Origin of the sequence: Nocardiopsis tropica, from assembly GCF_042660575.1 — a bacterium.
In the GTDB taxonomy this organism is placed as follows: Bacteria; Actinomycetota; Actinomycetes; order Streptosporangiales; family Streptosporangiaceae; genus Nocardiopsis; species Nocardiopsis tropica.
The window spans coordinates 100,859-124,174 of sequence record NZ_JBHSUF010000023.1; the positions used below are offsets into that span (position 1 = coordinate 100,859).

Here is a 23,316-nt window from a genome sequence, read left to right on the forward strand (position 1 = left end):
GGAGCGAGCGGTCTAGACGACGCCGGTCGCGATCATGATGTTGAGGACGGCGAACCCGGTGAGGCCGGAGATGACCGAGGCCACCCCGATCGAGCGGATCCCCTGGCCCACCGTCATGTTGGACAGCGTCGTGGTCACCCAGAAGCCCGAGGAGTTCGCGTGCTTCATGATCTGGGCCCCGGTCGCGCAGGCCAGGTACACCACGATCGGTTCGAGCCCGAGCGCGGGCAGCAGGGGCTGCATGATGGCCGCCGAGGTCATGACGCCGAGGATGTTGGAACCGGTGATGGTGCACACCGCGGCGGCGATGAGGAACGGGATGATGACCGGGGACATCCCGGTGCTCTCGATGCTCGTCGCGATGTTCTCCGCGACGCCCGTCTCCCGGATGATGGTGGCGAGGGCGCCGCCGACCCCGGTCAGGGCCAGGGGCATGGCGGCGATCCGCAGCCCGGCCTCGAACAGGTCGTTCAGGGTGGACTTGTCGCGCCAGCGCCCGCGGAACAGCGGCAGGGCCAGCAGGCAGGCGAGGAACAGCGCCACCGTCGGCTCGCCGACGAAGAGCACGGTGTCGGTGAACCACGCCCCCTCGGGGAGCGCGGGGCCGGCCAGGGAGGCGAAGACGATGAGGACGATGGGCGCCAGGATGGGCACCAGGGAGCCGAACAGGCCGACCGTGTGCGGCGCGGCCTCCTCGGCGGCTCCGTCCGCGTCCCCTGAGCCGGCGGACGCGGGTGCGTCGGGGCCGCCCACCAGGTGCTCGACGAACTCCGGCTTCGGCGGCACGTGCGTCTTGGTCCGCGACAGGTAGATCGTCGCGGCGACCACGCCGGGGACGCCCACCATCAGTCCGTAGAGGATCGCGTCGCCCATGCCGACGTCGAGCAGTGCCGCGGACGCGAGCGGGCCCGGGCCGGGAGGGACCACCGAGGTCATGACGTAGGCGCCGATGTACAGGATCGGGCCGAGCTTCATCATCGAGATGCCCGTGCGGTAGGCGAGGGCGGAGACGATGGGGATGAGCATGACGACGGCGGTGTCGGCGATGAGGGGGATGCCGAGGACGGTCGAGGCGAGCGCGATCGCCCAGGGCACCTTGTTCCTGGAGAACAGGCTGAGCGCGGATTCGGTGATCTTCAGGGCGGCGCCGCTCAGTTCGAGCATCTTGCCGAGGACGCAGCCGAAGATGATCAGCAGGCCGACGCTGGCGAGGGTGTTCCCGAAGCCGGTCGTGATGAGCTCGACGGTCCCGGTGCCGCCCATGCCCAGGACGAGCCCCAGCGCCACGACCACGATGAACAGCGTGGCCACGGGGTGGACCTTGAACCGCGCGATGAACAGCACGAGGACGACGATGGCGGCGAGGAACGCCAGCAGGGTATAGATGTCCGACATGTCACTGGGTCCTAACGGTCACAGGTGGGTGCGTGTGTGACGCCAGGCGTCCAGGAGGGATTCGGCGGGGTCGGCCAGGTCGCCGAGGCGTACCAGCGCCCCGGCGGCGACGTCCCGGGCCAGAGTGGCGTGGGCGGCCAGGTACAGCGGGGCCACGTCGTCGGGGGCGCTCGCGGCGTCCAGCAGGACGGGGGCCACGCCCCGGACGTCGTGGTGGTGCCCGCCCATGTCGAGGCGGGTCCCCCGGGGGAGGTCCTCCCCGGCCCGGCCCGCGAGGACCGCGTGCGGGGCGGGAGGGCGCGAGGTCACCGCGCGTCGGCGGTCGACCGCGTCGAGCAGGCTCAGGGGCGTCTCGACGCCCATGAGGTGGTAGGGCAGGTAGAGGCAGGCGTAGCGTCCCGAGCGGGAGACCACGTGCCCCTTCTGGGCGAGCAGGTCCCAGGAGACGGGGTCCCCGGTGCGGACGACCACGAACACCCCTCCGGCGAAGGAGGCCTCCTCCGGGAGGCGGAGCACGCTGAAGACGTCCACGGCGCCGGACCGGGAGAGGATGCCCCCGTCCTCGGCGAGGGAGTAGACGTCGGCGAGCTCGGCGACGCGGGCGACCGGGTAGTGCAGTGCCTCCACGTCCGGGACGAGACCGGTGTGGTTGGCGACGACGCCCATCTCGCAGTAGTCGGCGGCGGCCGAGCGCTTGAGCGCCCCGACGGCCCGGGCGCGGGCGGCGAGCGTGGCGGGCACGTCCTCCCCCAGGGTCAGCAGGCCGGCCAGCTCCGGGGCGTCGACCTCCTGGTCGAGCTGGCGGACGCGCCCCGTCGAGGGGTCGAACACCAGGTCGTACTCGCCGGACTTGCCGATCGCGACGACGTCGAGCCCGAGGACGCGTGCGCGCTCGTACCACTCGATGAGGTTCGCGGGCTGGTCCCCGATCCCCGGCGTGTACACGACGCCCTTCGCCCGGGCCTCGTCGGCGAGGGCGACCCCGGCCACCGAGTCGACCTCCTTGGAGACCATGACCACGTGGCGGCCGGTCCCGATGGCGGTCCGCGCGGCCGCCGCACCCGCCTCGGGGCTGCCGGTGGCCTCGACGAGCACGTCGTAGCCGGCCCCCGCGAGGAGGGCCGCGTCGGCGACGACGGCGATCTGCCCGCCGGTCAGCGCGGACACCTCGTCGGGGCCGGTGCACACCTTGAGGTCCTCGGGCGCGTAACCGAGCTCGGCGCACAGCGCGACCGTTCCCTCGGCGTCCAGGTCGCACAGGACCGAGGGGCGCAGGCGGTCCATCCGCAGCGTCTGGGCGAGCAGTGTCCGGGCGAAGCCGCCCCGCGCCCCGGTGAGGGCGTAGCGCACGGGTGGCGGTGTGGCGGTGGCGTCGGTGCCTTGCATGGTTTCTCCTTCTTCCGCCTCTGAGCGGCGCGTATACGACGAAGCCGCGGCGGCGACCCGCCATGTTTAACACTTACGGAACATATGAGTCAACAATTTTCACGCTTGGGATCATCTGGTAACTATCGGTACCATGGTTCCTCTGGGTGACCCCCCGAAGGAGGACGATGATTCCGGCGCAACGGCGTGACATGCTCCTGCGAGAGCTGCGAGGCACGGGAGTGCTGAGCGTGAAGGAGCTGTGCGACATCCTCGACGTCTCGCACATGACGGTGCGCCGCGACATCATGACGCTGGAGGAGGAGGGGCGGGTACGCTCCGTGCCCGGCGGCGTCGAGCTGGCCTCCCAGGTGCGCTCGGAGCCGTCCTACCGCGACAAGTCGCGCGTGGACGTGGACGAGAAGCGGGCGATGGCCCGTGCCGCGGCCTCCCTCGTGAGCGAGGGGCAGACCGTCTACCTGGACGCGGGCACGACCCTGGGGCACCTCGTGCCGTCGCTGTGGAGCGTCACCGGCCTCACCGTCATCACGAACGACATCACCACCGCGGCCTCCCTCACCGACCACCCCGACGTGACGCTCTTCCTCATCGGAGGGCAGGTCGACCGCGAGAACCGCTCCTCCGTCGGTGACATCGCGGCGGCCACCATCGCCGAGTTCAACATCGACGTCGCCTTCGTATCGACGAGCTCCTGGGACCTCGGCAGGGGGTCGACCACACCGTCGCGGGCGAAGGTGGCGGTCAAGCGCGCGGCCATGGCCGCGGCCTCGTCGTCGGTGCTCGTGGCGGGCGCGGACAAGTACGGCGCGTTCGGCACCTTCAAGGTCGCCGCGCTCACGAGTTTCGCGTCGGTGATCACCGACGACCGGCTCTCCGAGGCGTCCGTGCGCGCGATCCGGGACCTGGGGGTCGACCTGGAGGTCGTGACGCCCCGGGGGGAGGCGGTCGGGGACACGGGGCCCGTCCCCGGCGCGGAGGAGGCGCCGGCCCCGACGGCCTCCGCCTGACCTCCCCGGGGGCGGCCGCGGGGGCCGCCCGGGCAGGACGGCCCACCCCGGGCCGGCGGCGCTCCACGCGCCCCGCGCGGCGGCGTGGTCCGGCGCGTCCTCCGGCTCCGCGACCGCGCCCGGACGCACGGAACAGGGCCGCGGGAGCCCCCGCCCGGCTACTCGTACTCCGTGCCGCCCTTGCGCGTGAGGTAGGCCTCGGACACGAACTTCGCGATCGCCCTCCCTCCCAGGACCCCGGACGCGCGTTCGCGCGCCGGACGGACGACGACCCCCTCCCGCATGTGCAGCCCCGAGCCGCTCCAGGTCTCCGCCCCCTGCGCGACCGCCGTGAGCGCGGCCTCGTCGTAGGGGCCGTCGTGGAGCACGGGCACGGCGGGCAGGCCCACCGCGTCCAGGACCCCGGGCAGGTCGACCGCGTCGATCCAGGTGCGGGCGCCGCCGATGTCGAGCGCGATGTCGAACACCGCGTAACCGGGGCGCGCGCTGCGGCCGGACTCGCCGTAGACGAGGTCCTGGACCCCCGCCCCGAAGACCTCTCCGAACACGCCCACCCTGGCCGCGCCGAACCGGTCGGCCACCTCGCGCGCCGCCTCCGGGACCCCGTGGGCGGCCACCGCCCTCCAGTACAGGTTGTCGTCGGCGGGCGCCAGCGCGAAGTTGCGAGACCCGTGGCCCTTGGAGGAGACGAACTCCTCCCCCGTCCCCGCGACCAGGGTGAAGAGGCACGCGGTGCCGTGGATCTTCTCCGTCGCCACGACCCGCTCCCCCGGCTCGAAGGCGTCGGGGTAGCGCTTGGCGTTCTCCACCTCGATCCACCGCATCAGGTCGGGCGCGGCCACGAGCTCCCCGCTCATGTGCAGGGGCACCTCCGGCACCCACTTGGTGATGCCCAGGTCCGCCGCGAAGTCCGTCCCCTCGCCGTGCGCCGAGGCCAGGTCCACGCCGGCCAGCCGTCCGGGCCGGCAGACGATGCCCTGCGACAGCTCCCCCCGCAGGCGGACGGCCTTCACCCTGTTGCGCCCGGAACCCGCGAGCCTGCCCGTGAGCCCCAGTTCACCGATGAGGTCGTCGGGCAGCAGGGCGTTCTCGGGGATGTACACCGCCCAGTCCCCGGTCCGGTACGCCCCCTTCGCGACGACCGCCCGGAACAGGCCGACCTGGGCCAGCTCCAGCGCGTCGGCGTCGGGGTGCGGGTGGATCGTGAGGCGCTCGGCGGTGACCCGCAGGGTGGACATACTGTTCCTCCGTGGTGGTGGGGCGCCCTCGGACGGCGCCCCCGCGACCGGTTCACCATGCCCGGTCCGCCGACGGGCCGACAACGCCTTTTCGGGACGGCCCGGCGGCGCTTGTCACCGCACCGGCCCGTGACCTGGCCCTTCGGCGTCGCAATTGGCAGGAAAAATGATCATTCGCCGCCCACCGGGCCACCTGGAAAAAAAGGACCCTTGTCAGGGGGTGCGGGGGGACTTATATTCTTCACGTCGCACCACCGGCGCGGCTTCCGGGAATCCCAGGGAGGACGACACCATGAAGATGCCCTACTAGGACACGCCTTCTTCCTCCGCGAATACGCGGAATGAGCGACTGCCCGGGCCGGGCGGCATTCCATCTCCGCCGCCCGGCCCCTTTCGGCGCGAAGAGCGCGGTGGAGCGCCCGAGGAACGCGCGGCTCGAAGAGGAATCGGAGGACACCCGTGAAGTCCCTCGTGGCGCGCGCGGTCAAGGGCTCCCCCTACTGGCCCGTGCTCACCCATCCGCTCCTGCGGCGCGTCCTCCCCGGCATCGGCGTGTCCGCGCTCGGCGGCGGGATGAGCTCCCTCGCCGTGAGCTGGCTCGCCATGGAGCTGGCCCCGGCCGACCACCGCGCCGCCTGGGTGGCCGCCGCCGTCGCGGCGTACACCCTGCCCGGAGCCGTGGGCGCCTTCCTCCTCGGCGGTCTGCTGAACGGTCGCAGCGGCGCCCAGCTGGCCGGCTGGGACGCCCTCCTCCGCGCCGGAGCGCTGGCGCTGATCCCGCTGGTCCACGTGCTGGGCTCGCTGGACATCCTGCTCTACGTCGCCCTGCTCGGCCTGTCCTCGGTGCTGAGCGCGTGGGGCAAGGCCGGCCGCTACACGATGCTCTCCGAGCTCCTGGACAAGAAGGACCACCTCGCCGGGAACTCCGTCGTCAACGTGATGCTGGAGCTGTCCACGGTCGTCGGGCCGCTCCTCGCCGCGATCGTCATCGACAGGGGAGGGCCCGAGTACGTCCTGGCCCTCGTCGCGCTCTCCTTCGCCGTCCTCGCCGCGACCTACCGGTTCGCGATCCCCCGGGGCTCCGGGCAGGACGGGGTCAGGGCGGGCGCGTCGCGCTCGGAGGGCTTCAGGGCCATCGGCCGCGACCCCGGCCTCCTCGGCCTGCTGGCGCTCTCGTTCGGCTTCTTCCTCTTCTTCGGCCCGTCGAGCGTGGCGATCCCCCTGTACGTGGTGGAGGACCTCCAGGCCTCGGCGGCCACCCTCGCGGGCTTCTACACGGCCTTCGGCATCGGCGCCGTCACGGGAGCGCTGCTCACCGGCTACCTGCGCGACCTGCCGCTGATGCCGACCACGATCTGCATCGTCCTGGGCTTCGGCCTCGCGCTGGTCCCGCTGGGCCTCGGCCTGCCCGTGGCCGTCTCCTGGATCTCCTTCGGCGTGTGCGGGCTCTTCTGGGGACCGTTCCCCTCGACCACGACGGCGCTCTTCCAGAACTCCGCGCCCGCGGCCGCGCTTCCGCAGGTCCTGGCGGCGCGCGGGGCGGTCACCGGGGTCGCCGTCCCCCTCGGCGCCATGGCGGGGGCCCCGATCGTCCTCGCGGTCGGCGCGCAGGGCACACTGCTCGCCTCCGCGGTGTGCCTGACCGCCCTCGGCGCGGCCGCCCTGCTTTTCCGGTTGGTTCCGCGGCGTTCCGTGAAGCGTTCCCCCGAAGAGGCGGGACAGGATATGCGCCCCTGACCCGGACGTCCGATCGCGCTTTCCGCCGGGCCCGCCCTTTCCCGGCCCGGAAACGCCCCCCGGAAGAGGAGAATTCCATGACCGCAATGATCATTGTCAACGTCCCCGAGGAAATGGTCGGCGACATCGGCAGGATTCCCGTGGAGAAGAGGCGGGCCTTCGGCCTCGGCGCGCAGCGCATGCTGTGGTACGCCGAGGACGGGGACGTCCTGGTCCTGCCCTCGCCGCCGAGCACGGACTTCATGGACTACGTGACCGGGCTGACCGGCACCCGCGCCTCGACCCTGCGGTTCGTCATCCCCCCTCCCGGCCGCTTCGGGCCCGACATCCTCACCGCCGACCGGCTGGTCGACCCGGTCTTCCTCCGGGACCTGGGCAAGGCCCTGGCGGACCGGCCGGTCGACCGGATCACCTGCACCTACAGCGACCTCGCCGTGACGGCCATGGCGTCGGCGGTCGGCGTCGAGGACGCCCTGCCGGGGCACGCCTTCAGCGCCCAGGGCGGGGACGCGCTCGTCAACAGCAAGGCGGTCTTCCGCGCCGTGGCCGCGGGGAACGGGATCCCCATCGCTCCCGGCGTGATCACCGACAGGCCCGACCACGCGGAGGGCACGATCGAGTCCCTGCTGGCCGACGGGGCCGCCGTGATGGTCAAGCAGCAGTTCGCCGGCGGGGGCCTGGGGAACGAGATCCTCAGCCGGGCCGAGGGGGTCCGTGCGGCGGGCGCGGGCAGCGTCGTCGTCCTGGCGGACCGGGACGCCGTCCGGCGCTACGTCAGCGACCGGTGGGAGTGGCTCACGGGACACAAGGGGCACAGCCTGATCATCGAGCGCTACTTCCCCGACTCCACGACGGTGTACGCGGAGTTCGTCGCCGACGACGACGGCTGCGTGCTCCGCGGGGCCGGGGAGATCCTGATGGAGCCCGTGGCCACCGGCGAGGTGATCCCGCCCCAGTCGGTCGGACCCGAGGAGGTCGCGGAACTGGTCGAGACCGGCCGGCGCGCGTGCGAGCCCTTCCGGCTGATGGGGTACCGGGGGACGCTGTGCGCCGACGCCATCCGGACCCCCGGGGGCGATCTCGTCTTCACCGAGGTCAACGGCAGGCTCACGGCCTCCTCCCACCTGCACGTCAACCTGATCGACAGGGTCGTCGGCCGCGACCGCCGCGACGACCGCGTGTTCCTGGAGCGCGGGGGCCGGTGGGCGGTCCCCTCCTTCGCGGAGGCGCTCAGCCGGCTCGCCGGGTCCGGGCTCGGCTACGACCCGCACTCGGGACTGGGGGTGGTCGTCACCGCCGACTACACGCCGGTCACGGGCCGGGTGACCTACTGCGCCGTCGCCGAGAACCTGGACGCCGCGCGCGCCCTGGAGGAGCGCGTCGCGAACCTGTTGAGCGACCCGACGGCCTGAGGACCGCGGAACCGACGCCCTCGCGGTACCGGCCCCGGCGGCCGGGCCCCGCGGACGAGAGCCCCGCCCCCCGGAAGGAACACATGAGCACTGGAACCGCGGACGCGCCGACGGAGCGTCCGGCACCGCCTCCCCCGCCGGCCGGCGGGCCGCGGCCCGCCCTGCCGGCCGTCCACTCGTGGGACGAGTTCACCAGGCTGAGGGAGGTGGTCGTCGGCGACGCGACCCATTCCCGGGTCCCCCCGCTGTCGGACCCGTCGGCCTGGCTCAACTGCTACCCGGAGCTGACCCCCGCCGAGCTGCGCGGCATCGGCGCGGGGCTCTTCCCCCGGCACGTCATCGAGGAGTCGAACGAGGACCTCGCCGTCCTGGCCGACACGCTGCGCGGCCTCGGTGTCACCGTCCACCAGCCGCCCGCGGTCGACCACGGCGTGGAGTACGGAGGGCCGGGCTGGCGGACGACCGGCCGCAGCTCCTACTGCCCGCGGGACCTCACCCTCGTCGTGGGGTCCGCCCTCATCGAGAGCCCCAGCCCCATGCGGGCCCGCTACTTCGAGGCCTTCGGCTGGCGCCCCCTGTTCCAGGACTACCTCCTGCGGGGCGCCCACTGGATCTGCGCCCCGCGGCCCCGGCTCGACGACTCCCTGTTCGGGACCGACGAGGACGGCTTCCCCGTGCTGGGCGAGGCGGAGCCCGCGTTCGAGGCGGCGAACTGCCTCAGGCTCGGCCGCGACGTCTTCTACCAGGTCTCCCGCAGCGGCAACGAACTCGGGCTGCGCTGGCTGGAATCGACCCTGGGGCTGCTCGGCGACGTGCGGGTGCACCCGCTGCGCGGCGTCTACGAGGGCACCCACATCGACAGCACCGTCTGCCTGCTGCGTCCCGGCCTGGTGCTGCTCAACCCCGAGCGCATCGGCCCGGACACCGTGCCCGAGCCCCTGAAGGGGTGGGACGTGCTGTGGTGTCCGCCCATGGCAGGCGGCCCGACCGCGGTCCCGCACACGCTCAGCACCCCCTGGGTCGGCATGAACCTCCTGATGGTGGACGAGGGGACGGCGATCGTGGACGAGGACCAGACCGAGCTCGTCCGCCTCCTGGAGGGACGCGGCATCACGGTGGTCCCGCTCCGCCTCCGGCACTCCCGGGTCCTGGGCGGCGGGTTCCACTGCGTCACCCTCGACACGGTGCGCGAGGGGGGCCCGGAGGACTACCTGGGATGAGCGGCCGTGCGCGGACCCCCCGGGCGGCCGGGGAGGATCCGCGCACCGCCCCCCGCACACCGGGACTCTTGAGGATAGGCTCGCCTAACCCGAACCGAACGGAGTCCCATGTCCCCCGGTGCCGCGCCGCGCGCCCTCGTGTGCGCCTCGCTCTCCCTCGTCCTCCTCTCCGCCTGCGGGGCCGGCAACGGCTCCCCCGAGCCCGAAGCCGCTCCCGCGTCCGACACGGGGGCCTTCCCCGTGACGGTCGACCACGAGTTCGGCTCCACGACCGTCGAGGAGGCGCCCGAGCGGATCGTCACCCTCGGGGTCACCGACGCCGACGCCGTCCTCGCCCTCGGCGTCGTCCCGGTGGGCAACACGGGCTTCTCCTTCTTCGAGACCGGCCTCGGGCCCTGGACCGACGACCTGGTCGGGGACGCCGAGCTGACGCACATCGCGTCCGACTCCGAGCCCAACATCGAGCAGGTCGCGAACCTCGCCCCCGACCTCATCGTCGGCGTCTCCGCGGGGTTCGACCAGGCCGTCTACGAGGACCTGTCGCAGATCGCCCCCGTCGTCGCCCGCCCGGCCGGCGTCGCCGCCTACACCGTGCCCCGGGACGAGGCCACGGAGCTCATCGCCACCGCGCTCGGCCGGCCCGAGGAGGGCGCCGCCCTCAACGAGGCCACCGACGAGCTCCTGGCCGAGACGCGCGCCGCGCACCCGGAGTTCGAGGGACGCGTCGGCGCCGCGGTCCTGCCCTTCGACGGCAAGTACGGCGCCTACCTGCCCGGGGACGCGCGCGGGCAGTTCCTCGCCTCCCTCGGCTTCGACCTCCCGGAGCCCGTGACGGAGCAGGACACGGGTGAGAGCTTCTTCGTCGAGCTCTCCCCGGAACGGGTGGACATGCTCGACGGGGACCTGCTGCTGGTCTTCGGCGACGACGAGTCCTTCGACATCACCGAGGGCTCCACCGCCTTCGACTCGCTCGACGTTGTGCGCGACGACGCGGTCGTCACGACGTCGCTCGACCAGAGGGGGGCGGTCACCTACAACTCGGTCCTGTCCATCCCCTACGCGGTCCGGACCCTGGTCCCGCGCCTCTCGGACGCCCTGGCCTGACGCCCCCGGCCCCGCCGCGGGGCCGGGGCCCCGCGTCCCCCCGGCCCCGTCGGCCCGCGCCGCCCGGCGGCGGGGAGCGCCCCGGCGGGGGCGGGCGCGACCGCAGCGGTTTCTTTCCGTACGGGGACACGAATCGAAACTTCCCTACGGGGTATCTGTTCCTCTGGCATCTCGCAGCCCCCGCTGTGCGAGGAAAGGACCCCCCGTGAAGACCCCCCGCTTCCTGACGACCCTCAAGAGGCTCGGCGCCGCCGTGGCCGCCGGAGCGCTCCTGACCGTGCTCGCCCCGGTCGGCGCCGCGGCCGACGACCTGGCCGTCACCGCCGTCAACCTGCGCACCCCGTTCGACTGCGGCCAGGTCTGGAACGCCAACACCCGCAGCAACCACAACCCCCAGCTGGCCGTGGACTTCCAACGCGGCAACGCCCAGGGGCAGAACGTCCGCTCCAGCGCGTCGGGCACCGTGACCACGGTCGCCGACCGCGGCAGCACCAGCTACGGCAAGTACATCGTGGTCAGCCACGGCAGCGGCATCACCACCCTCTACGCGCACCTGAGCTCCCAGTCGGTCTCGGTCGGCGACAGCGTCGGCACCGGCACCGTGATCGGCCGGGTCGGCAGCACCGGCGGCTCGACCGGCCCGCACCTGCACTACGAGCAGCGGGTCAACGGCACCGTGGTCCGGGCCGTGCTCAACGGTGTGCGCATCGCCTACTACGGCAACACCACCATCACCAGCAGCACCGGCTGCTGACGCCTCCCGGGCGCCCGCCCCGCGCCCTCGCGGTGCGGGCCCGCGGCTCCGCGGGCCCGCACCGCCTCCCCGTCCGCGCCGGCCCTCAGCGGGACGAGCGCTCCCGGAGGGCGCCGGCCGCCGCGCGCAGCGCCCCCGGGCGGGAGCGGGCGGCCGCCACGGCCGCCGCCGTCCCGAGTAGCCCCAGAGCGACCGCCGCGACCAGCAGCGGCGGGGGGCCGGTGAGGTGTCCGTCCGCCCGCACCGCCCCGAGGAAGTCCACCGGCGACACCCCGTTGAGGACCAGGTACCACAGCAGCGGGTAGACCGCCTGGAACGGGCGGCCGACCCGGCTCACCACTCCCAGGGCCAGCGCCAGTCCGGGGACGAACAGCGCCCCGGCGGCCCAGGCCGAGGCCCCGGCGGCGTCCCCGGACGCGACCATGCGGACCAGGGGCCCGGCGCCGACCAGCGCGGCGACGGCCACCCCCGCCGTCCACTCGGCCAGGAAGCGCGCGGCGGCACGGGGGTAGGAGGCGAACAGGACGTCGAGGCCGACCAGCCGGGCCCGGGTCCCCAGGCCCGACCAGACCAGGACGGGCCAGATCCAGGCGAGGAGGAGGACCATGGGCGCCGACCGCGCGGGCAGCAGGAGCGCGGCCGCGGTGATCGCGGCCACACCGCCCCACCACCAGCGGCTCCGGCCGCCGAGCAGCATCCGCAGCTCTCCCGCGACCAGACGCGGGAACACGGCCCACGCGCCGGGGGAGCGGGTCGGACAGGGCAGGGGCTCCAGCCGCGGCGGAGCGGTCGCGGAACCTCCCGCCCCGTCCGGGGAGGCGTCCTCCGGCCCCGGAGGGGTGTGCGGCGCGGCTCCCCGCGGGCGGGGCGCCCCGCCCGCGGCGCCCCGTGCGGGGTCGAAACGGTCGAACCACAGTGCGGGCAGCACGGCCAGCGCGACCGCGGCGGCCAGGATCACCAGGCGCGTCGCCATCAGCTCGCCGGACGGCTCCCACCCCGGCCACTCGATCGCGCGCAGCGGCTCGTCCACGTAGGTCAGGCCGAGGCTGAACTCGCCGGCGGACGCGTCGACGCCCTGGGCGGCGAGAGACGCGCGGAAGGACTCCGCCACGCTCGCCGCCCCCAGTCCGCCGAGCGGGGCCCGGGGCGACAGCCCGCCGAGGAGCAGGGTGAGCGCCGCCACCGACCACACGACGTTGCCCGCCCCGCCGCGCAGCACGGGCGCGGTCTCGAAGACGACCGCCGCGGCGGCGGTGAGGGCCATCAGCGGCAGGGCCAGCACGAGGTAGGGGGTGAGCAGCCGGACCGGGTCCACCCACACGGCCTCGCCCCGGGCGATCTGCATCACCGCGGCCGTCGCGGCGAGCACGCCGAGCATCGACACCAGGACGGTGAGGTTGCCGCCGAACTTGGCCAGCAGGTAGGCGGGGGAACGCAGCCGCGTGGCGGCCAACAGCTCCCCCACCCCGGTCTCCCTGTCCCTGGCGACGGTGTTCCGCACGACGTAGAAGCCCGCCAGGGTCAGCCACAGGGCGCCCGCCAGCGCGGTGACGGTTCCGACGTAGGCGCTGTCGTACACGCCCCGGTGCCCCGCGACGTCCACCACCGTCCAGTGGGAGTCGACGGCCGGGACCGCGACGTAGCCCAGGCCGACGGTGGCCAGCAGGGTCACCAGGTAGACCGGCCGACGGACCCGCTCGCGGACGTCGCCCAGCACGAGGCGCGCGTAGCCCCTCACCACGACGACCCCCGCAGCGCCCCGGCGGGGCCGCCGGAGGTCCCGGCCCGGCCGGGCGGGACGACGAGGAGGTAGAGGTCCTCCAGGTCGGGCCGCACGCCGACGGCGCCGGCCAGCGGGGCGTGCGGGGAGAGGATCCGGACGCGCACCCCGTCCCCGGTGCGCACCATGCGGCTGACGTGGTGGCGCGCCCGCAGGTCCGCCGCGGCGTCGGGGGCGACGACGGCCTCCCACACACGGCCCTCGGCCTCGCCCAGCAGGTCCTCGGGGGCACCGTGCCGCAGGAGCCGGCCGCCCGCCATCACGGCCAGGCTGGAGGCGGCAGACCCGACGTCGGAGACGATGTGCGTGGACAGGACCACGATCCGGTCCCGGGCCAGGTCCGTGAGGAGGTTGCGGAAGCGCGCCCGCTCCTCCGGGTCCAGTCCGGCCGTCGGCTCGTCGGCGATGAGCACCCGGGGATCGGTGAGCAGGGCCTGGGCGATGCCGACGCGGCGCAGCATGCCTCCGGAGTAACCGCCCAGTGGGCGCCGGACGGCGCCCGTGAGGTTGACCAGTTGGAGGAGGTCGTCGATCCGGGCCCGCGCGACGCGCGCGGGGAGCCCCCGGGCCGCGGCGAGGTAGCCGAGGAACTCACGGGACGTCAGGTGGGGGTAGGCGCCGAAGTCCTGGGGGAGGTAGCCCAGGCCCGCCCGCAGCGGCCCGGGGCGTGCCACGGCGTCCGCGCCGTCCAGGAGCATCCGGCCCGAGGTCGGCCGGGTCACGGTCGCCATGATGCGCATCAGGGTGGACTTTCCCGCCCCGTTGGGCCCGAGGAGCCCGATCACGCCGGGGGTCAGCCTCAGGGTGAGGTCCTCGACGGCGGCGTGGCCGCCCCGGTAGACCTTGCCCACGCCGATGAGGTCGAGCACGGGCCCCGCGTCCGGCGCACGGCCCTGCGGCGCGGTCGTGGGGAAGGTTCGGTCGTCACTCATGGGGCGTCTCCCCGGTGCGGCGTGCGTGCTGGGGCCCGGGGCCGGTCCCCGTCGTCGGTCTCGTCATGGCACCAGCCTGGCCGTGCCGGAGCCGCCTTCCCATCCCGCTGCGCCCCCTACCGGGGGTGGGGTGCGCCCCACCCCCGGGAGGGGTCCCGGTGCGTCGACCGGTCGGCCGGGGGCTCCCCGCGCGTGTGGAGGGCCCGCCCGCTACGGGCGCGGGTCCGCGGGGCGCGGCCCTCGGAGCGCCGGGTCCACGGATCGGTGCAGGAGGTCCGCGAGGGCCGCGGTCCGGCGGGCGAACTCCTCGGGGCCCTCGACCGTGAACGGCAGACCGGTGAGGGCGAGCACGACGGCGATCCACTCGAAGGAGTCCACCCGGGCGGTGTAGCGGGCCCGGTCCGCGCCGACCTGCACGAGGTCGCCGTCCACGCGTGTGATCCGTGCGGCGACCTCCCGGGCGGGGGCGTCGAACAGCACCGACACGGCGTGCCCGGCCCCGCCCTCCCGGAAGTCCCGTTCCAGGCGGGCGGCGAGCCCCTCCCCCGGCTCCCCGCCCGGCATCTCCCTCGGGACGAAGGGGGCCCGGGCCGGGACGACCTCGCCGACCCGGTCCAGCCGGAAGGTCCGCCAGCCCTCCGCGTCGCGGTCCCAGGCGTACAGGTACCAGCGCCGCCCCGACATCACCAACCGGTACGGGTCCGCCCTGCGGCGGCGCTCCTCCCCGTCCCGTCCCCGGTGGAGGAACCGCACCCAGTGCCCGGCCGCGACGGCCTCGCCCAGGGCCGCGAGGACGTCCGGCCGGACCCCGGGCCAGGAACGGCGCTCCGGCTCGACCGCCGCCCCCAGTGCCTCGGCCCGGCGCGCCGGCCGGGAGGGCAGGACCTGGCCGAGCTTGGCCAGCGCGCGTTCGGCGCTCTCCTCGACCCCCTCCACACCGCCGGGCCCGCCCGCGACGATCCGCAGGCCGAGGGTCGCGGCGACGACCTCGTCGTCCTCGAGCAGCAGCGGCGGCACCGCCCGCCCCGCGGCGAGGCGGTAGTGTCCGCCGGGTCCCCTGAGGCTCTCCACGGCGTATCCCAGCTCGCGCAGCCTGTCGATGTCGCGGCGCAGCGAGCGGGGGCTCGTGCCGAGGGCTTCGGCGAGGTCCGCCCCGGGCCACGCCCGTCCGGTCCCGAGGAGGGACAGCAGGCGCAGGATCCGCTGACTGGTGTCGGCCATGTCCCCATACTGCCCGCCGCCAGGGAGTTCCCGTGCGGGGGCGGCCACGCCCGGGAGCGCGGACGGCGGCGCCCCGGGGGGCGCGCCCGGACGTCCTGCACGACCCGGGTCCCGGTCCCCGCGGTGTCCGCGTTCCGGCGCGACACGCGCCTCGACCTCGGCGGAAGGGGCTTCGGCCCCGCTGCCGCCGACCGCCTCCGGGTGCACACCGCCGGGCTGCCGGGGACGTCGCGGGGCGGCGGCCCCGAGGCGTCCGCCGACGGCCGGTTCGCGTCCGGCAGGATGGGGGGACCCGGGAGGGCGGTGGACCCGTGCGGAGCGCAGGCGTCGCAGCAGAAAACCGTGCCCCAGGACGACCATCCAGCACTCGATCCCCTTACCAAGGCCTTATCCGTCCTGGGTAAGGGGCCGGGGCAACCTATGAAGTGAGAGAGCGATGTTCGACGACCTGATCGGTTGGTTCAAGGGACTCTTCGGCGGCGCCGCCGAGGAGGTGACCCAGGGGGTGACCGACACCCTGGAGGGCGCGGGCGTGGGCACCGCCGTCGAGTCCGCGCAGGGCTTCGGCGAGGAGGCCTACGGCGGCGCGGTCGAGTCCGCGCAGGCCTTCGGCGAGGAGACCTACGGCGGCGCGGTCGAATCGGCGCAGGCCTTCGGCGAGGAGGCCTACGGCGGCGTGGCGGAGGAGGCCCAGGCCTACGGCCAGGAGGCGCTCGGCGGGGTCACCGAGACCGTCGAGGGGGTCCAGGGACAGGCCGACGCGATCGGCGGCGTCATCGAGGACCCGGGCGCCGCCGCGGCCGACGCCGCCCGCGACCAGTTCTACGGCAACAACGGCTAGCCCCCGTGCCCTCCCGCCCCGGGAGGGCGCACGTACAGGCCACCCGTGTCCCGGGGCCCGATGTCCGGGTCCCGGGACACGGTGCGTGCGCGGTGGCGTGCCGCCGGGCGCCGCCGGTCCGGCTCCGCGCACGCGGGTCCGTCTGCCGGTGGCGGCCGGAGCACCCGCCCGACCGGCGGGCTCCCCGCCCTCCACCGACAGCTCACCGTGACCGGCCGGCGCCCCGAGGCGCGGCCCCGCGCCCGTCCCGTGCTCCGTCCTCCGGGGCCTCCGACGGCCCCCGCCTGCCTCCGGGACGCCTCCGGCCGGTGGCGGCCAGCGCCAGCAGCGCCGCCAGGCACGACCACGCGAAGGCGTCACCGATCCGGGAGTAGAGCGTGGTCACCCCCTCCCGGGGCACGTACGCCACCATGGTCTGCTGCCCGGTGGTGAAGTAGTCGGTCGTGGCCAGTGTCCGGCCCTGGTGGTCGGTCGCGTTCGACCGCCCCCTGCTCGCCTGCCGGAACAGGGACGCCCCGTTCTCCACTGCTCGGAACACGGCGTTGCGGGCGTGCATCTCCTTGATCCCCTCCCAGGTGTTGGCGCCCACGAGGAGGACGTCCGCGTCGGCGGCGCCGGCCTGCCGGACGAGTGCCGGGAAGTCGCCGTCGTAGCAGATGGCGGTGGCCAGCCGACCCGCGGGCGTGTCGGCGACCGGGATGACGCCGTCGCCGGCCTCGTAGGGTTCGAGCACCGGGATGGGACGGCTCTTGTCGTAGGTCCACGCGACGTCGCCCTCGGGGGTGACCATGACCATCTGGTTGCGAAGGTGCGGTGCGTCCTCGGTGTAGACCGACATCCCCGCGTTGACGTACACACCGTGCTCCTCGGCGACCGCGCGCACGCGGTCCACCAGGTGCTCCCTGTCGGCCTCCAGGGTGAAGGCGGCGGACTCCGGCCACAGGACGACTTCCGCGCCGGCCACGGCCTCGCGCTCGGTCCCGGCGAGGAGGTCGTCGTTGACGGGGGCGAAGCGCCCGCGCATCTCCTCGGGATCGGCCGCGACGATCGCCTCCAGCGAGTCGTACTCGCGGAAGGTCGGGACGACCTCCTCCCACGCGTCCTCGGAGGCGGTGATCCCGGCGATCCGCACCGTGTCCGACGAGGGCGGCGCGAACACCAGGCGGGCCCCTCCCGCGGTCGCGACCAGCACGACCGTGCCGACCGCCCCGGCGGCGACCGAGCGGGCCGCCCGGTCGGAGAGGCCCCGCTCCCAGAGCAGCACCGCGGCCGACGCAACCCAGGCGACCAGGAAGCTCACCCCGAAGACGCCGGTCACCGACGCCACCTGGACGAGGGGGAGGTTCGAGGCCTGTGTGGCGCCGAGGACCCCGTGGACGGTCCCGAAGGGGGTGCCGACGGAGACCGCGAACTCCACGGCGACCGTGGCCAGCGGGAAGACCAGGGAGGCCCGCCACTGGCGGTGCTCCCCCAGCCGGGGGGTCAGGAGCCGGTCCAGGGCGAACGGAAGCGCCCCGGCCAACGCGAGCGGAAGCGCGAGCAGGATCAGCGACGGGGAGAGCAGGTCGGCGAGGGCGAGCCAGACGAGGGTTGCGGCGGTGGTGGAGCCCAGCACCCCGAGAAGGGCGGGAAGCGGTCGGCCGGTGCGCGCGAACCTCAACAGCAGCACCGGGTGGACCCATGCCAGCAGGGCGATGTCCCATGCGGCCTGCATGGCGAAGAGGGAGAGGACGGTGCCGGCGAGGAGCCAGGCGGGGCGGAGGAGGGGAGGGCGGGGGTTCACTGGTTCCACCGTTCGGTACGGAGCGACAGGGGTCGGATTGCTGTGGTGGGTCTGCGCCCGGCCGGGGCCCCACGAACGCTACGGAACCGCGGGGCCCCGGCCCATGGGTGGTTCCGCCCGGTCGCCTGGGCGACCCGCCACCCCCGGTCATGCGGTGTCCCGCAGTACCCGCGCGCCCCACCGGCCGCTACTCTCCGAACGGGCTCCCGGCGCTCCGGGCGCCCGTGGAGAACCGCGTTCCCGGACGCGCGGCGCCGCGGTCCGGGGGCGCCGCTCCCGAGGGCCGGATCCGGCGGGGAGAGGGAGGACGGACGTGACCACGGACGACGGGACGCGGCCCGACGGGCACGGCGCCCGGCGGCACGGTTGGGCCCGGGCCCTCGCGGGCGCCGCCGCCGGCACGGCGACGGCCGGGGCCGCCGCGGTCCTCCTCGCCCTCCTCCTCGCGGCCTCCGTCGCTGTCCTGCCGTTCCTCGCGCGGCCCGCGGCCCGGACCCGCTCGGCCGGCGCCCTCGGTGCGGCCGTCCGGCCGCTGGTCGCCCTGGAGCGGCGGCGCCTGGCGGCGCTGTTCGGCGTCGAGATCGTCGGCCGGCCCGGGACGGCCCGATCCCTGGCCTATCTGGCGGCCCGCTGCCCCGTGGGACTCTTCGGCGGACTGGTGCTGGCGTTCCTCCCCGCGGGCCTCTACCTGGCGGCGTCCCCGCTGGAGGTGCTCGACGGGAACGATCCGGGGATCGTGCCCGTCGGCCTGGCGCTCGTCTACCTGAGCGCGCAGGGGACCGTGGGCCTGGTGGGCACGGAGGGCTGGCTGGCACGCCGGCTGCTCGGCCCCAGCCGCCAGGACCTCATGGAGGAGCGGATCGGGGTGCTGGTCGCGACCCGGGCCGGGGTCGTCACGGCCGTGGACGAGGAGCGCCGCCGGATCGAACGCGATCTGCACGACGGCGTCCAGCAGCGGCTGGTCCTTCTGGGCATGGCCCTGGGCCGCGCGCGGCGCGACCCGGGCTCGGAGAAGGGCCGGGCCCTGGTCGAGCAGGCGTACGAGGAGACCCGGAACGCGCTGCGCGACCTGAAGGAGGTCGCCTGGCGGGTCTATCCGGCCGCCCTGGCGGAGGAGGGACTGCGTGCGGCGCTCCACGGCCTGGTGGGACGGTCGGCCCTGCCGATCGACCTGGAGTACCGCCTGTCGGCGGCCCCGCCCCCGGCGGTGGAGACGGCGGCCTACTTCGTGGTCGCCGAGGCGGTGACCAACGCGGTCAAGCACGCCGGGGCGCGGCGCGTGGACATACGGGTGGGGGAGAGGGACGACGGGGGGACGAGGTCTGTGGTGGTGCGGGTGAGGGACGACGGGGCGGGTGGGGCCGACCCCTCGGGGACGGGGCTGACGGGCCTGGCCGGCCGTGTGGAGGCGCTCGACGGCAGGCTGTCCGTGGACAGCCCGGCCGGCGGGCCGACGACGGTCACCGCGGAGGTCCCGTGCGGGTGATCGTGGCCGAGGACTCGGCCCTGCTGCGTGAGGGACTCGTGCGGCTCCTGGAGGACGAGGGGCACCGGGTCATCGCGTCGGTCGGCGACGCGGACTCCCTGCTGGCCGCTGTCGCGGAGGAGGCCCCCGACGTCGCGGTGGTGGACGTGCGCATGCCGCCCACCCATACCGACGAGGGGCTGCGCGCGGCGGTGCGCATCCGGCGGGAACGGCCCGGCGTGGGCGTGCTCGTGCTCTCGCAGTACGTGGAGAAGCGCTACGCCACCCGCCTGTTCAGCGAGAACACCACCGGGGTGGGGTACCTGCTCAAGGACCGGGTGGTGGAGGTGGACGAGTTCCTGGAGGCCCTGGTCAGGGTGGGCGGGGGCGGCGCCGCCTTCGACCCGGAGGTCGTACGGCAGCTGCTGGCGGGAAGCAGCCGACAGGACCCCCAGGGGCGCCTGACCGGCCGTGAGCGGGACGTGATGGACCTGATGGCGCAGGGGCACACCAATCCGGCGATCGCCGCGCGGCTGTTCGTGTCGCAGAGCGCGGTCGAGAAGCACGCGAACGCGATCTTCGACAAGCTGGACCTCGGTGACACCGCGGGGTACAGCCGCCGCGTCCTGGCGGTGCTCCGCTACATCGGCGCTTGAGGCCCCGCGCCGCGGGCCGGACCGCCGGGCGGCCGAGTGCCGGAGGGGCCGCCCGGCGGGGCGCCCGGCCCCGGTCGGAGGCGGGTACGACGGGCCCGGGCGGTCGGGGGTCCCACGGTGGTCGGGCCCCGTCCGGCGCGGGGGACGGCCTCCGGGGACGGCGGCCGCGGGCCGGAGCGCCGGGGGCCGACGGCCCCCGGGCCCCGACCGGCCGCCGCCCCCGGCGCGGGAGCGGTCAGCCGAAGGTGACGTCACTGCACAGGTAGTACACCTGGTCGGCGTGCGAGGCCTTCCAGATCGTGAAGACGACGTGGTCGCCGGTGCGGCCCGACGTGCTGACGTCGATCAGGTAGTCGTTTCCGGGCGGGTAGGACCCGGTCTCCTCCACCAGTTCGAGGTCGTCCCAGGCCAGGGACTGCGTGGCCGGGTCGAAGCCCTGCTCGGTGACGTAGACCTGGAAGTAGTCCGCGCCGTGCGACGCCTGGTCGTACAGGTGGATGGTGAAGTCGTCGGCCACGTCGGTGGTCCGCCACGCCCCGGGGGTGTCCATCGAGTCGTAGCGTCCCCCCTCGGTGTTCCCACCGCTGCACAGGGTCCCGTCCGGGACCTGGCCCTGGTGGTCCCCGCCGACGTTGTCGCGGTAGAGGCCGTTCCAGTTCCACATGGCGTTGGGGTTGTCCTGCCACGCCTGCCAGCACATGGGGTCTTCCTGCTCCATGGCGGGGTTCTGGAAGTCGTCCCCCCAGCGCTCGAAGCAGCCGTAGTTGCGGGAGGCGGGGTCGACGACCGAGCCGTGCGCCGACGCGGGCGCGGCCATCGTGGTCAGTCCGAGCAGGGGGACGGACGCCAGTACGAGTGCGCGTCCGAACCAGCGGGAGTTGCCGTTGGTCTCGTGGGTCTTGCCGTTCATTGCGTTCTCCATCGTTGTCGGCTGGACCAGCCGATCGACGGGAGCGCTCCCAATCGGTGTGTTACCCACCGGGGCAGACCCGAAACGGAGCGCCGGAAAACCTGTGGATCCGAGCTCCGCCCGGGGTTACGGTGGCGCGGAACGAGGCCGCCCGAACGGAAGAGGACACCGATGAGCACCGTCGCCGCGAACCAGGTCCCCGCCCCCGCCCGGAAGACGTACCGCCGGTAGCCCGGGCCGGGCGCAGCCCGGCACGACCGGAACCGCAGGACGTCCCCGCCGGGGGGCAGGCCGGACCACACCGCCGTCCGCCACGCGCCGACCGGCGCGTTCGCCGTGCCCCGGGAGTTCTCCGTGCCCCTGTTCCGCCGTCCCCGCCGTCCCCGCCGCGCCCTCCGACGTTCCCGACCGGGATCCGCCCGGCTCCGGCTCCTCCGCCGGACCCGCCCCGGCCGGTCGCACCCCGCCGGCCCGTTCCGCCGCACCCGAGCGGACCGGCCCCGCCTCGGCCCCGCGTTCACGCGCCTGTGGTGGGCCTCGGCCCTGACCAACCTCGGGGACGGCGCCCTCGCCGCAGCGGGGCCGCTGCTCGTCGCGTCCCTGTCCTCCTCCCCGGTCGCCGTCGCCTCCGCCTCAGCGGCCCAGCTCCTGCCCCACCTCCTCTTCTCACTGGCCTCGGGCGCCCTGGTCGACCGGTGGCCCCGCCGCAGCGTGCTCCTCGCGGCGAACCTCGCCCGCTGCACCGTGCTCGCCCTGCTCGCCGCCGCGCTCCTCTCCGGCGGCACAAGTGTGTGGCCGCTCTACCCGGCCCTGTTCGCCCTGGGTGTCGGCGAGTCCCTCGCCGACACCGCGTACGGCTCCCTGGTGCCGTCCGTGGTCCACCGCGACTCGCTGGGCAGGGCCAACGCGCGGCTCGCCCTGACGTTCTCGCTCAACAACCAGCTGCTCGGCCCGCCCCTGGGCGCGCTGATGTTCGCCATGGCGTGGGCGCTCCCCTTCGGCTTCGACGCCCTCGCCCACCTGCTGGCGGTGGCGGTCCTCCTGCGGATGGCGCCGGTCCGGCCGTCGCCTCCGGACGGGAGCCGCCCCGACTCCCCTCCCCCGCCGCGGACCACGCTGCGGCAGGAGGTCGGCGAGGGCCTGTCGTTCGTCCTCGGCTCACCGGGGCTGCGCGTCCTGTGCGGCTGCATCCTGGTGATGAACCTGGCGGGCGTCGGCGCCTTCGCGGTCTGGGTGCTCTACGCACGGGAGCACCTGGGGCTGTCCGAAGCGGGCTTCGGGCTGTTCGTGGCGGCGGGAGCCGTGGGCGGCATCGCGGGCTCCCGGGTGTACGGGCGACTGGAGCGCCGAGTGGGCCGGACCTCCCTGCTCCGCTGGGGCCTCGCGGTGGAGGCCCTCACCTACCTGGCCCTGGCACTCACTGCGAACCCCCTGGCGGCCGGCGCCGTCATGGTCCTGTTCGGGGTCCACACCGTGGTGTGGGGGACTGCCGCCACGACCGTCCGCCAGCTGCTCACCCCGGACCGCCTGCTGGGCCGCGTGGGAGGCGTGTACCGGCTGGCCGACCTCGGCGGAGCCGCCCTGGGCGCGGTGCTGGGCGGGCTCGTCGCGGAGGGTGTGGGCCTGTTGGCCCCGTTCTGGCTCGCGGCGGCAGCGGTCGGCCTGCTCTGCGTGATCTCCTGGAAACCCCTGGTTATTACTGAACAGTTGTGAACCAGATCACCACCTGGCCATTCACCGAACGGGGACAGCGTCCCAGAAACCCCGTGGACATTTGGTGTTTACATATCACCATTGGAGAGCTACGGTTCTGAAAAGCGTTCCGGAATAGTTACCCCCCGTAACCACATACGGAACGCCCTTCGCACCCCTTGTCCAGACAACGCCACCCACCATTCCCGCTTACGACTGGGAGCGCTCCCACCCCCCTTCCGGTCACCATCCCCCCGTTTCTCCCACCTTTTTCCAGGAGAAACACGGACGATCAACCGCCAGCCTTGCCCCGGATCTCAGGCCCGCCCATGCCCCGCTCACCACCATGAACACCACCTCTCCCCAGCCGCCGGCCCGCCGGGTGCCGTGACGCGCCCGGCGAGCCGCACACTCCTTCTGGTCACCCGCTCCCCATGAGGAAGAAAAACACCATGAGTAATTCCCCCCGCGACAAGCAACGAACTCCGTGGGCACGGCGCGGCCTCGCCACCGCTGCCGGACTGGCACTTACCGCCTCTCTCACGGTCGCCGCCACCAGTGCCTCCTCCGCCGCCGAACGCGTGGACAATCCGTATGAGGGCGCGGATGTGTACGTGAACCCGATCTGGTCGGCCAACGCCGCCGCCGAGCCCGGCGGGGACGCGATCTCCGACCAGCCCACGGGGGTGTGGCTGGACCAGATCAGCGCGATCGAGGGCAACGACAGCCCGACCACCGGATCGATGGGCCTGCGCGAGCACCTGGACGAGGCGGTGGCCCAGG

General features: G+C 74.3%; 18 protein-coding genes and 1 pseudogene. 11 read left to right on the forward strand and 8 right to left on the reverse strand.

Translation table 11 applies throughout. The annotated features are described in order from the left end of the window. Positions 1-12: 12 nt before the first annotated feature. Complete coding sequence (locus ACFQBR_RS28710) at positions 13-1,395, reverse strand: GntP family permease (protein ID WP_344184285.1); 1,383 nt, start codon at positions 1,393-1,395, stop codon at positions 13-15. Positions 1,396-1,413: 18 nt separating this feature from the next. Next, positions 1,414-2,781 carry a homoserine dehydrogenase gene (locus ACFQBR_RS28715; protein ID WP_344184284.1) on the reverse strand — a complete coding sequence of 456 codons (1,368 nt, stop codon included), beginning with the start codon at positions 2,779-2,781 and terminating at the stop codon, positions 1,414-1,416. Between the two features lie 167 nt (positions 2,782-2,948). On the opposite strand from ACFQBR_RS28715, the gene ACFQBR_RS28720 reads away from it, so the two are divergent. After that, positions 2,949-3,788 carry a DeoR/GlpR family DNA-binding transcription regulator gene (locus tag ACFQBR_RS28720; protein WP_344184283.1) on the forward strand — a complete coding sequence of 280 codons (840 nt, stop codon included), beginning with the start codon at positions 2,949-2,951 and terminating at the stop codon, positions 3,786-3,788. 158 nt (positions 3,789-3,946) lie between these two features. Here the strand turns inward: ACFQBR_RS28720 and ACFQBR_RS28725 are convergent, their stop codons facing one another. Continuing rightward, positions 3,947-5,026, reverse strand: a complete 1,080-nt coding sequence (locus ACFQBR_RS28725) for an RNA ligase (ATP) (protein ID WP_344184282.1) — start codon at positions 5,024-5,026, stop codon at positions 3,947-3,949. A 459-nt stretch (positions 5,027-5,485) separates the two neighbouring features. Here ACFQBR_RS28725 and ACFQBR_RS28730 point away from each other — a divergent pair, with 459 nt between their 5' ends. The 5 genes from ACFQBR_RS28730 to ACFQBR_RS28750 all read left to right on the forward strand — a co-directional run bounded on the left by ACFQBR_RS28730 (position 5,486) and on the right by ACFQBR_RS28750 (position 11,253). Then, entirely contained in the window at positions 5,486-6,763 is a 1,278-nt protein-coding gene (locus tag ACFQBR_RS28730; RefSeq protein ID WP_267948515.1) for an MFS transporter, read from the forward strand. Positions 6,764-6,840: 77 nt separating this feature from the next. Then, complete coding sequence (locus ACFQBR_RS28735; protein ID WP_267948514.1) at positions 6,841-8,175, forward strand: preATP grasp domain-containing protein; 1,335 nt, start codon at positions 6,841-6,843, stop codon at positions 8,173-8,175. Between the two features lie 83 nt (positions 8,176-8,258). Next, positions 8,259-9,395, forward strand: coding sequence for a glycine amidinotransferase (locus ACFQBR_RS28740; protein ID WP_344184281.1), 1,137 nt, complete (start codon positions 8,259-8,261; stop codon positions 9,393-9,395). Positions 9,396-9,503: 108 nt separating this feature from the next. Then, positions 9,504-10,499, forward strand: coding sequence for an iron-siderophore ABC transporter substrate-binding protein (locus ACFQBR_RS28745; RefSeq protein WP_344184280.1), 996 nt, complete (start codon positions 9,504-9,506; stop codon positions 10,497-10,499). A gap of 205 nt (positions 10,500-10,704) precedes the next feature. After that, positions 10,705-11,253 (forward strand): M23 family metallopeptidase, encoded by a 549-nt coding sequence (locus ACFQBR_RS28750; protein ID WP_267948511.1) that lies wholly within the window; start codon positions 10,705-10,707, stop codon positions 11,251-11,253. Between the two features lie 85 nt (positions 11,254-11,338). On the opposite strand, the gene ACFQBR_RS28755 is transcribed toward ACFQBR_RS28750, so the two are convergent. The 3 genes from ACFQBR_RS28755 to ACFQBR_RS28765 all read right to left on the reverse strand — a co-directional run bounded on the left by ACFQBR_RS28755 (position 11,339) and on the right by ACFQBR_RS28765 (position 15,186). Beyond that, the gene (locus tag ACFQBR_RS28755) at positions 11,339-12,991 is read right to left on the reverse strand and encodes an ABC transporter permease (RefSeq protein ID WP_378554893.1); all 1,653 of its coding nucleotides are present in this window, start codon (positions 12,989-12,991) and stop codon (positions 11,339-11,341) included. Continuing rightward, positions 12,988-13,965 carry an ABC transporter ATP-binding protein gene (locus tag ACFQBR_RS28760; RefSeq protein WP_344184278.1) on the reverse strand — a complete coding sequence of 326 codons (978 nt, stop codon included), beginning with the start codon at positions 13,963-13,965 and terminating at the stop codon, positions 12,988-12,990. The genes ACFQBR_RS28755 and ACFQBR_RS28760 overlap by 4 nt, the downstream gene beginning before the upstream one ends. A gap of 210 nt (positions 13,966-14,175) precedes the next feature. Continuing rightward, on the reverse strand, positions 14,176-15,186 hold the full coding sequence (locus tag ACFQBR_RS28765; RefSeq protein WP_344184277.1) for a helix-turn-helix transcriptional regulator: 1,011 nt from the start codon (positions 15,184-15,186) through the stop codon (positions 14,176-14,178). A gap of 436 nt (positions 15,187-15,622) precedes the next feature. On the opposite strand from ACFQBR_RS28765, the gene ACFQBR_RS28770 reads away from it, so the two are divergent. Then, a complete protein-coding gene (locus ACFQBR_RS28770; protein WP_267948507.1) occupies positions 15,623-16,027 on the forward strand; it encodes a hypothetical protein in 405 nt (134 codons plus the stop codon). Positions 16,028-16,229: 202 nt separating this feature from the next. Here the strand turns inward: ACFQBR_RS28770 and ACFQBR_RS28775 are convergent, their stop codons facing one another. Next, a complete protein-coding gene (locus ACFQBR_RS28775; protein ID WP_344184276.1) occupies positions 16,230-17,810 on the reverse strand; it encodes an apolipoprotein N-acyltransferase in 1,581 nt (526 codons plus the stop codon). 313 nt (positions 17,811-18,123) lie between these two features. Here ACFQBR_RS28775 and ACFQBR_RS28780 point away from each other — a divergent pair, with 313 nt between their 5' ends. Together ACFQBR_RS28780 and ACFQBR_RS28785 are read left to right on the forward strand one after the other, a co-directional pair. Next, positions 18,124-19,296, forward strand: a complete 1,173-nt coding sequence (locus ACFQBR_RS28780; RefSeq protein ID WP_344184275.1) for a sensor histidine kinase — start codon at positions 18,124-18,126, stop codon at positions 19,294-19,296. Next, positions 19,287-19,931 (forward strand): response regulator transcription factor, encoded by a 645-nt coding sequence (locus ACFQBR_RS28785; RefSeq protein ID WP_267948504.1) that lies wholly within the window; start codon positions 19,287-19,289, stop codon positions 19,929-19,931. Before ACFQBR_RS28780 ends, ACFQBR_RS28785 begins: the two co-directional genes overlap by 10 nt. Before the next feature lie 235 nt (positions 19,932-20,166). Here ACFQBR_RS28785 and ACFQBR_RS28790 read toward each other — a convergent pair whose 3' ends face one another. Next, on the reverse strand, positions 20,167-20,841 hold the full coding sequence (locus tag ACFQBR_RS28790) for a lytic polysaccharide monooxygenase auxiliary activity family 9 protein (protein WP_344186706.1): 675 nt from the start codon (positions 20,839-20,841) through the stop codon (positions 20,167-20,169). A 354-nt stretch (positions 20,842-21,195) separates the two neighbouring features. On the opposite strand from ACFQBR_RS28790, the gene ACFQBR_RS28795 reads away from it, so the two are divergent. Together ACFQBR_RS28795 and ACFQBR_RS28800 are read left to right on the forward strand one after the other, a co-directional pair. Then, a complete protein-coding gene (locus ACFQBR_RS28795; RefSeq protein WP_344186705.1) occupies positions 21,196-22,554 on the forward strand; it encodes an MFS transporter in 1,359 nt (452 codons plus the stop codon). Positions 22,555-22,985: 431 nt separating this feature from the next. Next, a pseudogene (locus ACFQBR_RS28800) lies at positions 22,986-23,316 on the forward strand (hypothetical protein); the annotation flags it as partial.

Bases quoted from the DNA above. Each gene is read 5' to 3' on its own strand.
- ACFQBR_RS28710 (WP_344184285.1), bottom strand. From the start codon at position 1,395: ATGTCGGACATCTATACCCTGCTGGCGTTCCTCGCCGCCATCGTCGTC.
- ACFQBR_RS28715 (WP_344184284.1), bottom strand. From the start codon at position 2,781: ATGCAAGGCACCGACGCCACCGCCACACCGCCACCCGTGCGCTACGCC.
- ACFQBR_RS28720 (WP_344184283.1), top strand. From the start codon at position 2,949: ATGATTCCGGCGCAACGGCGTGACATGCTCCTGCGAGAGCTGCGAGGC.
- ACFQBR_RS28725 (WP_344184282.1), bottom strand. From the start codon at position 5,026: ATGTCCACCCTGCGGGTCACCGCCGAGCGCCTCACGATCCACCCGCAC.
- ACFQBR_RS28735 (WP_267948514.1), top strand. From the start codon at position 6,841: ATGACCGCAATGATCATTGTCAACGTCCCCGAGGAAATGGTCGGCGAC.
- ACFQBR_RS28740 (WP_344184281.1), top strand. From the start codon at position 8,259: ATGAGCACTGGAACCGCGGACGCGCCGACGGAGCGTCCGGCACCGCCT.
- ACFQBR_RS28745 (WP_344184280.1), top strand. From the start codon at position 9,504: ATGTCCCCCGGTGCCGCGCCGCGCGCCCTCGTGTGCGCCTCGCTCTCC.
- ACFQBR_RS28760 (WP_344184278.1), bottom strand. From the start codon at position 13,965: ATGAGTGACGACCGAACCTTCCCCACGACCGCGCCGCAGGGCCGTGCG.
- ACFQBR_RS28765 (WP_344184277.1), bottom strand. From the start codon at position 15,186: ATGGCCGACACCAGTCAGCGGATCCTGCGCCTGCTGTCCCTCCTCGGG.
- ACFQBR_RS28770 (WP_267948507.1), top strand. From the start codon at position 15,623: ATGTTCGACGACCTGATCGGTTGGTTCAAGGGACTCTTCGGCGGCGCC.
- ACFQBR_RS28790 (WP_344186706.1), bottom strand. From the start codon at position 20,841: ATGAACGGCAAGACCCACGAGACCAACGGCAACTCCCGCTGGTTCGGA.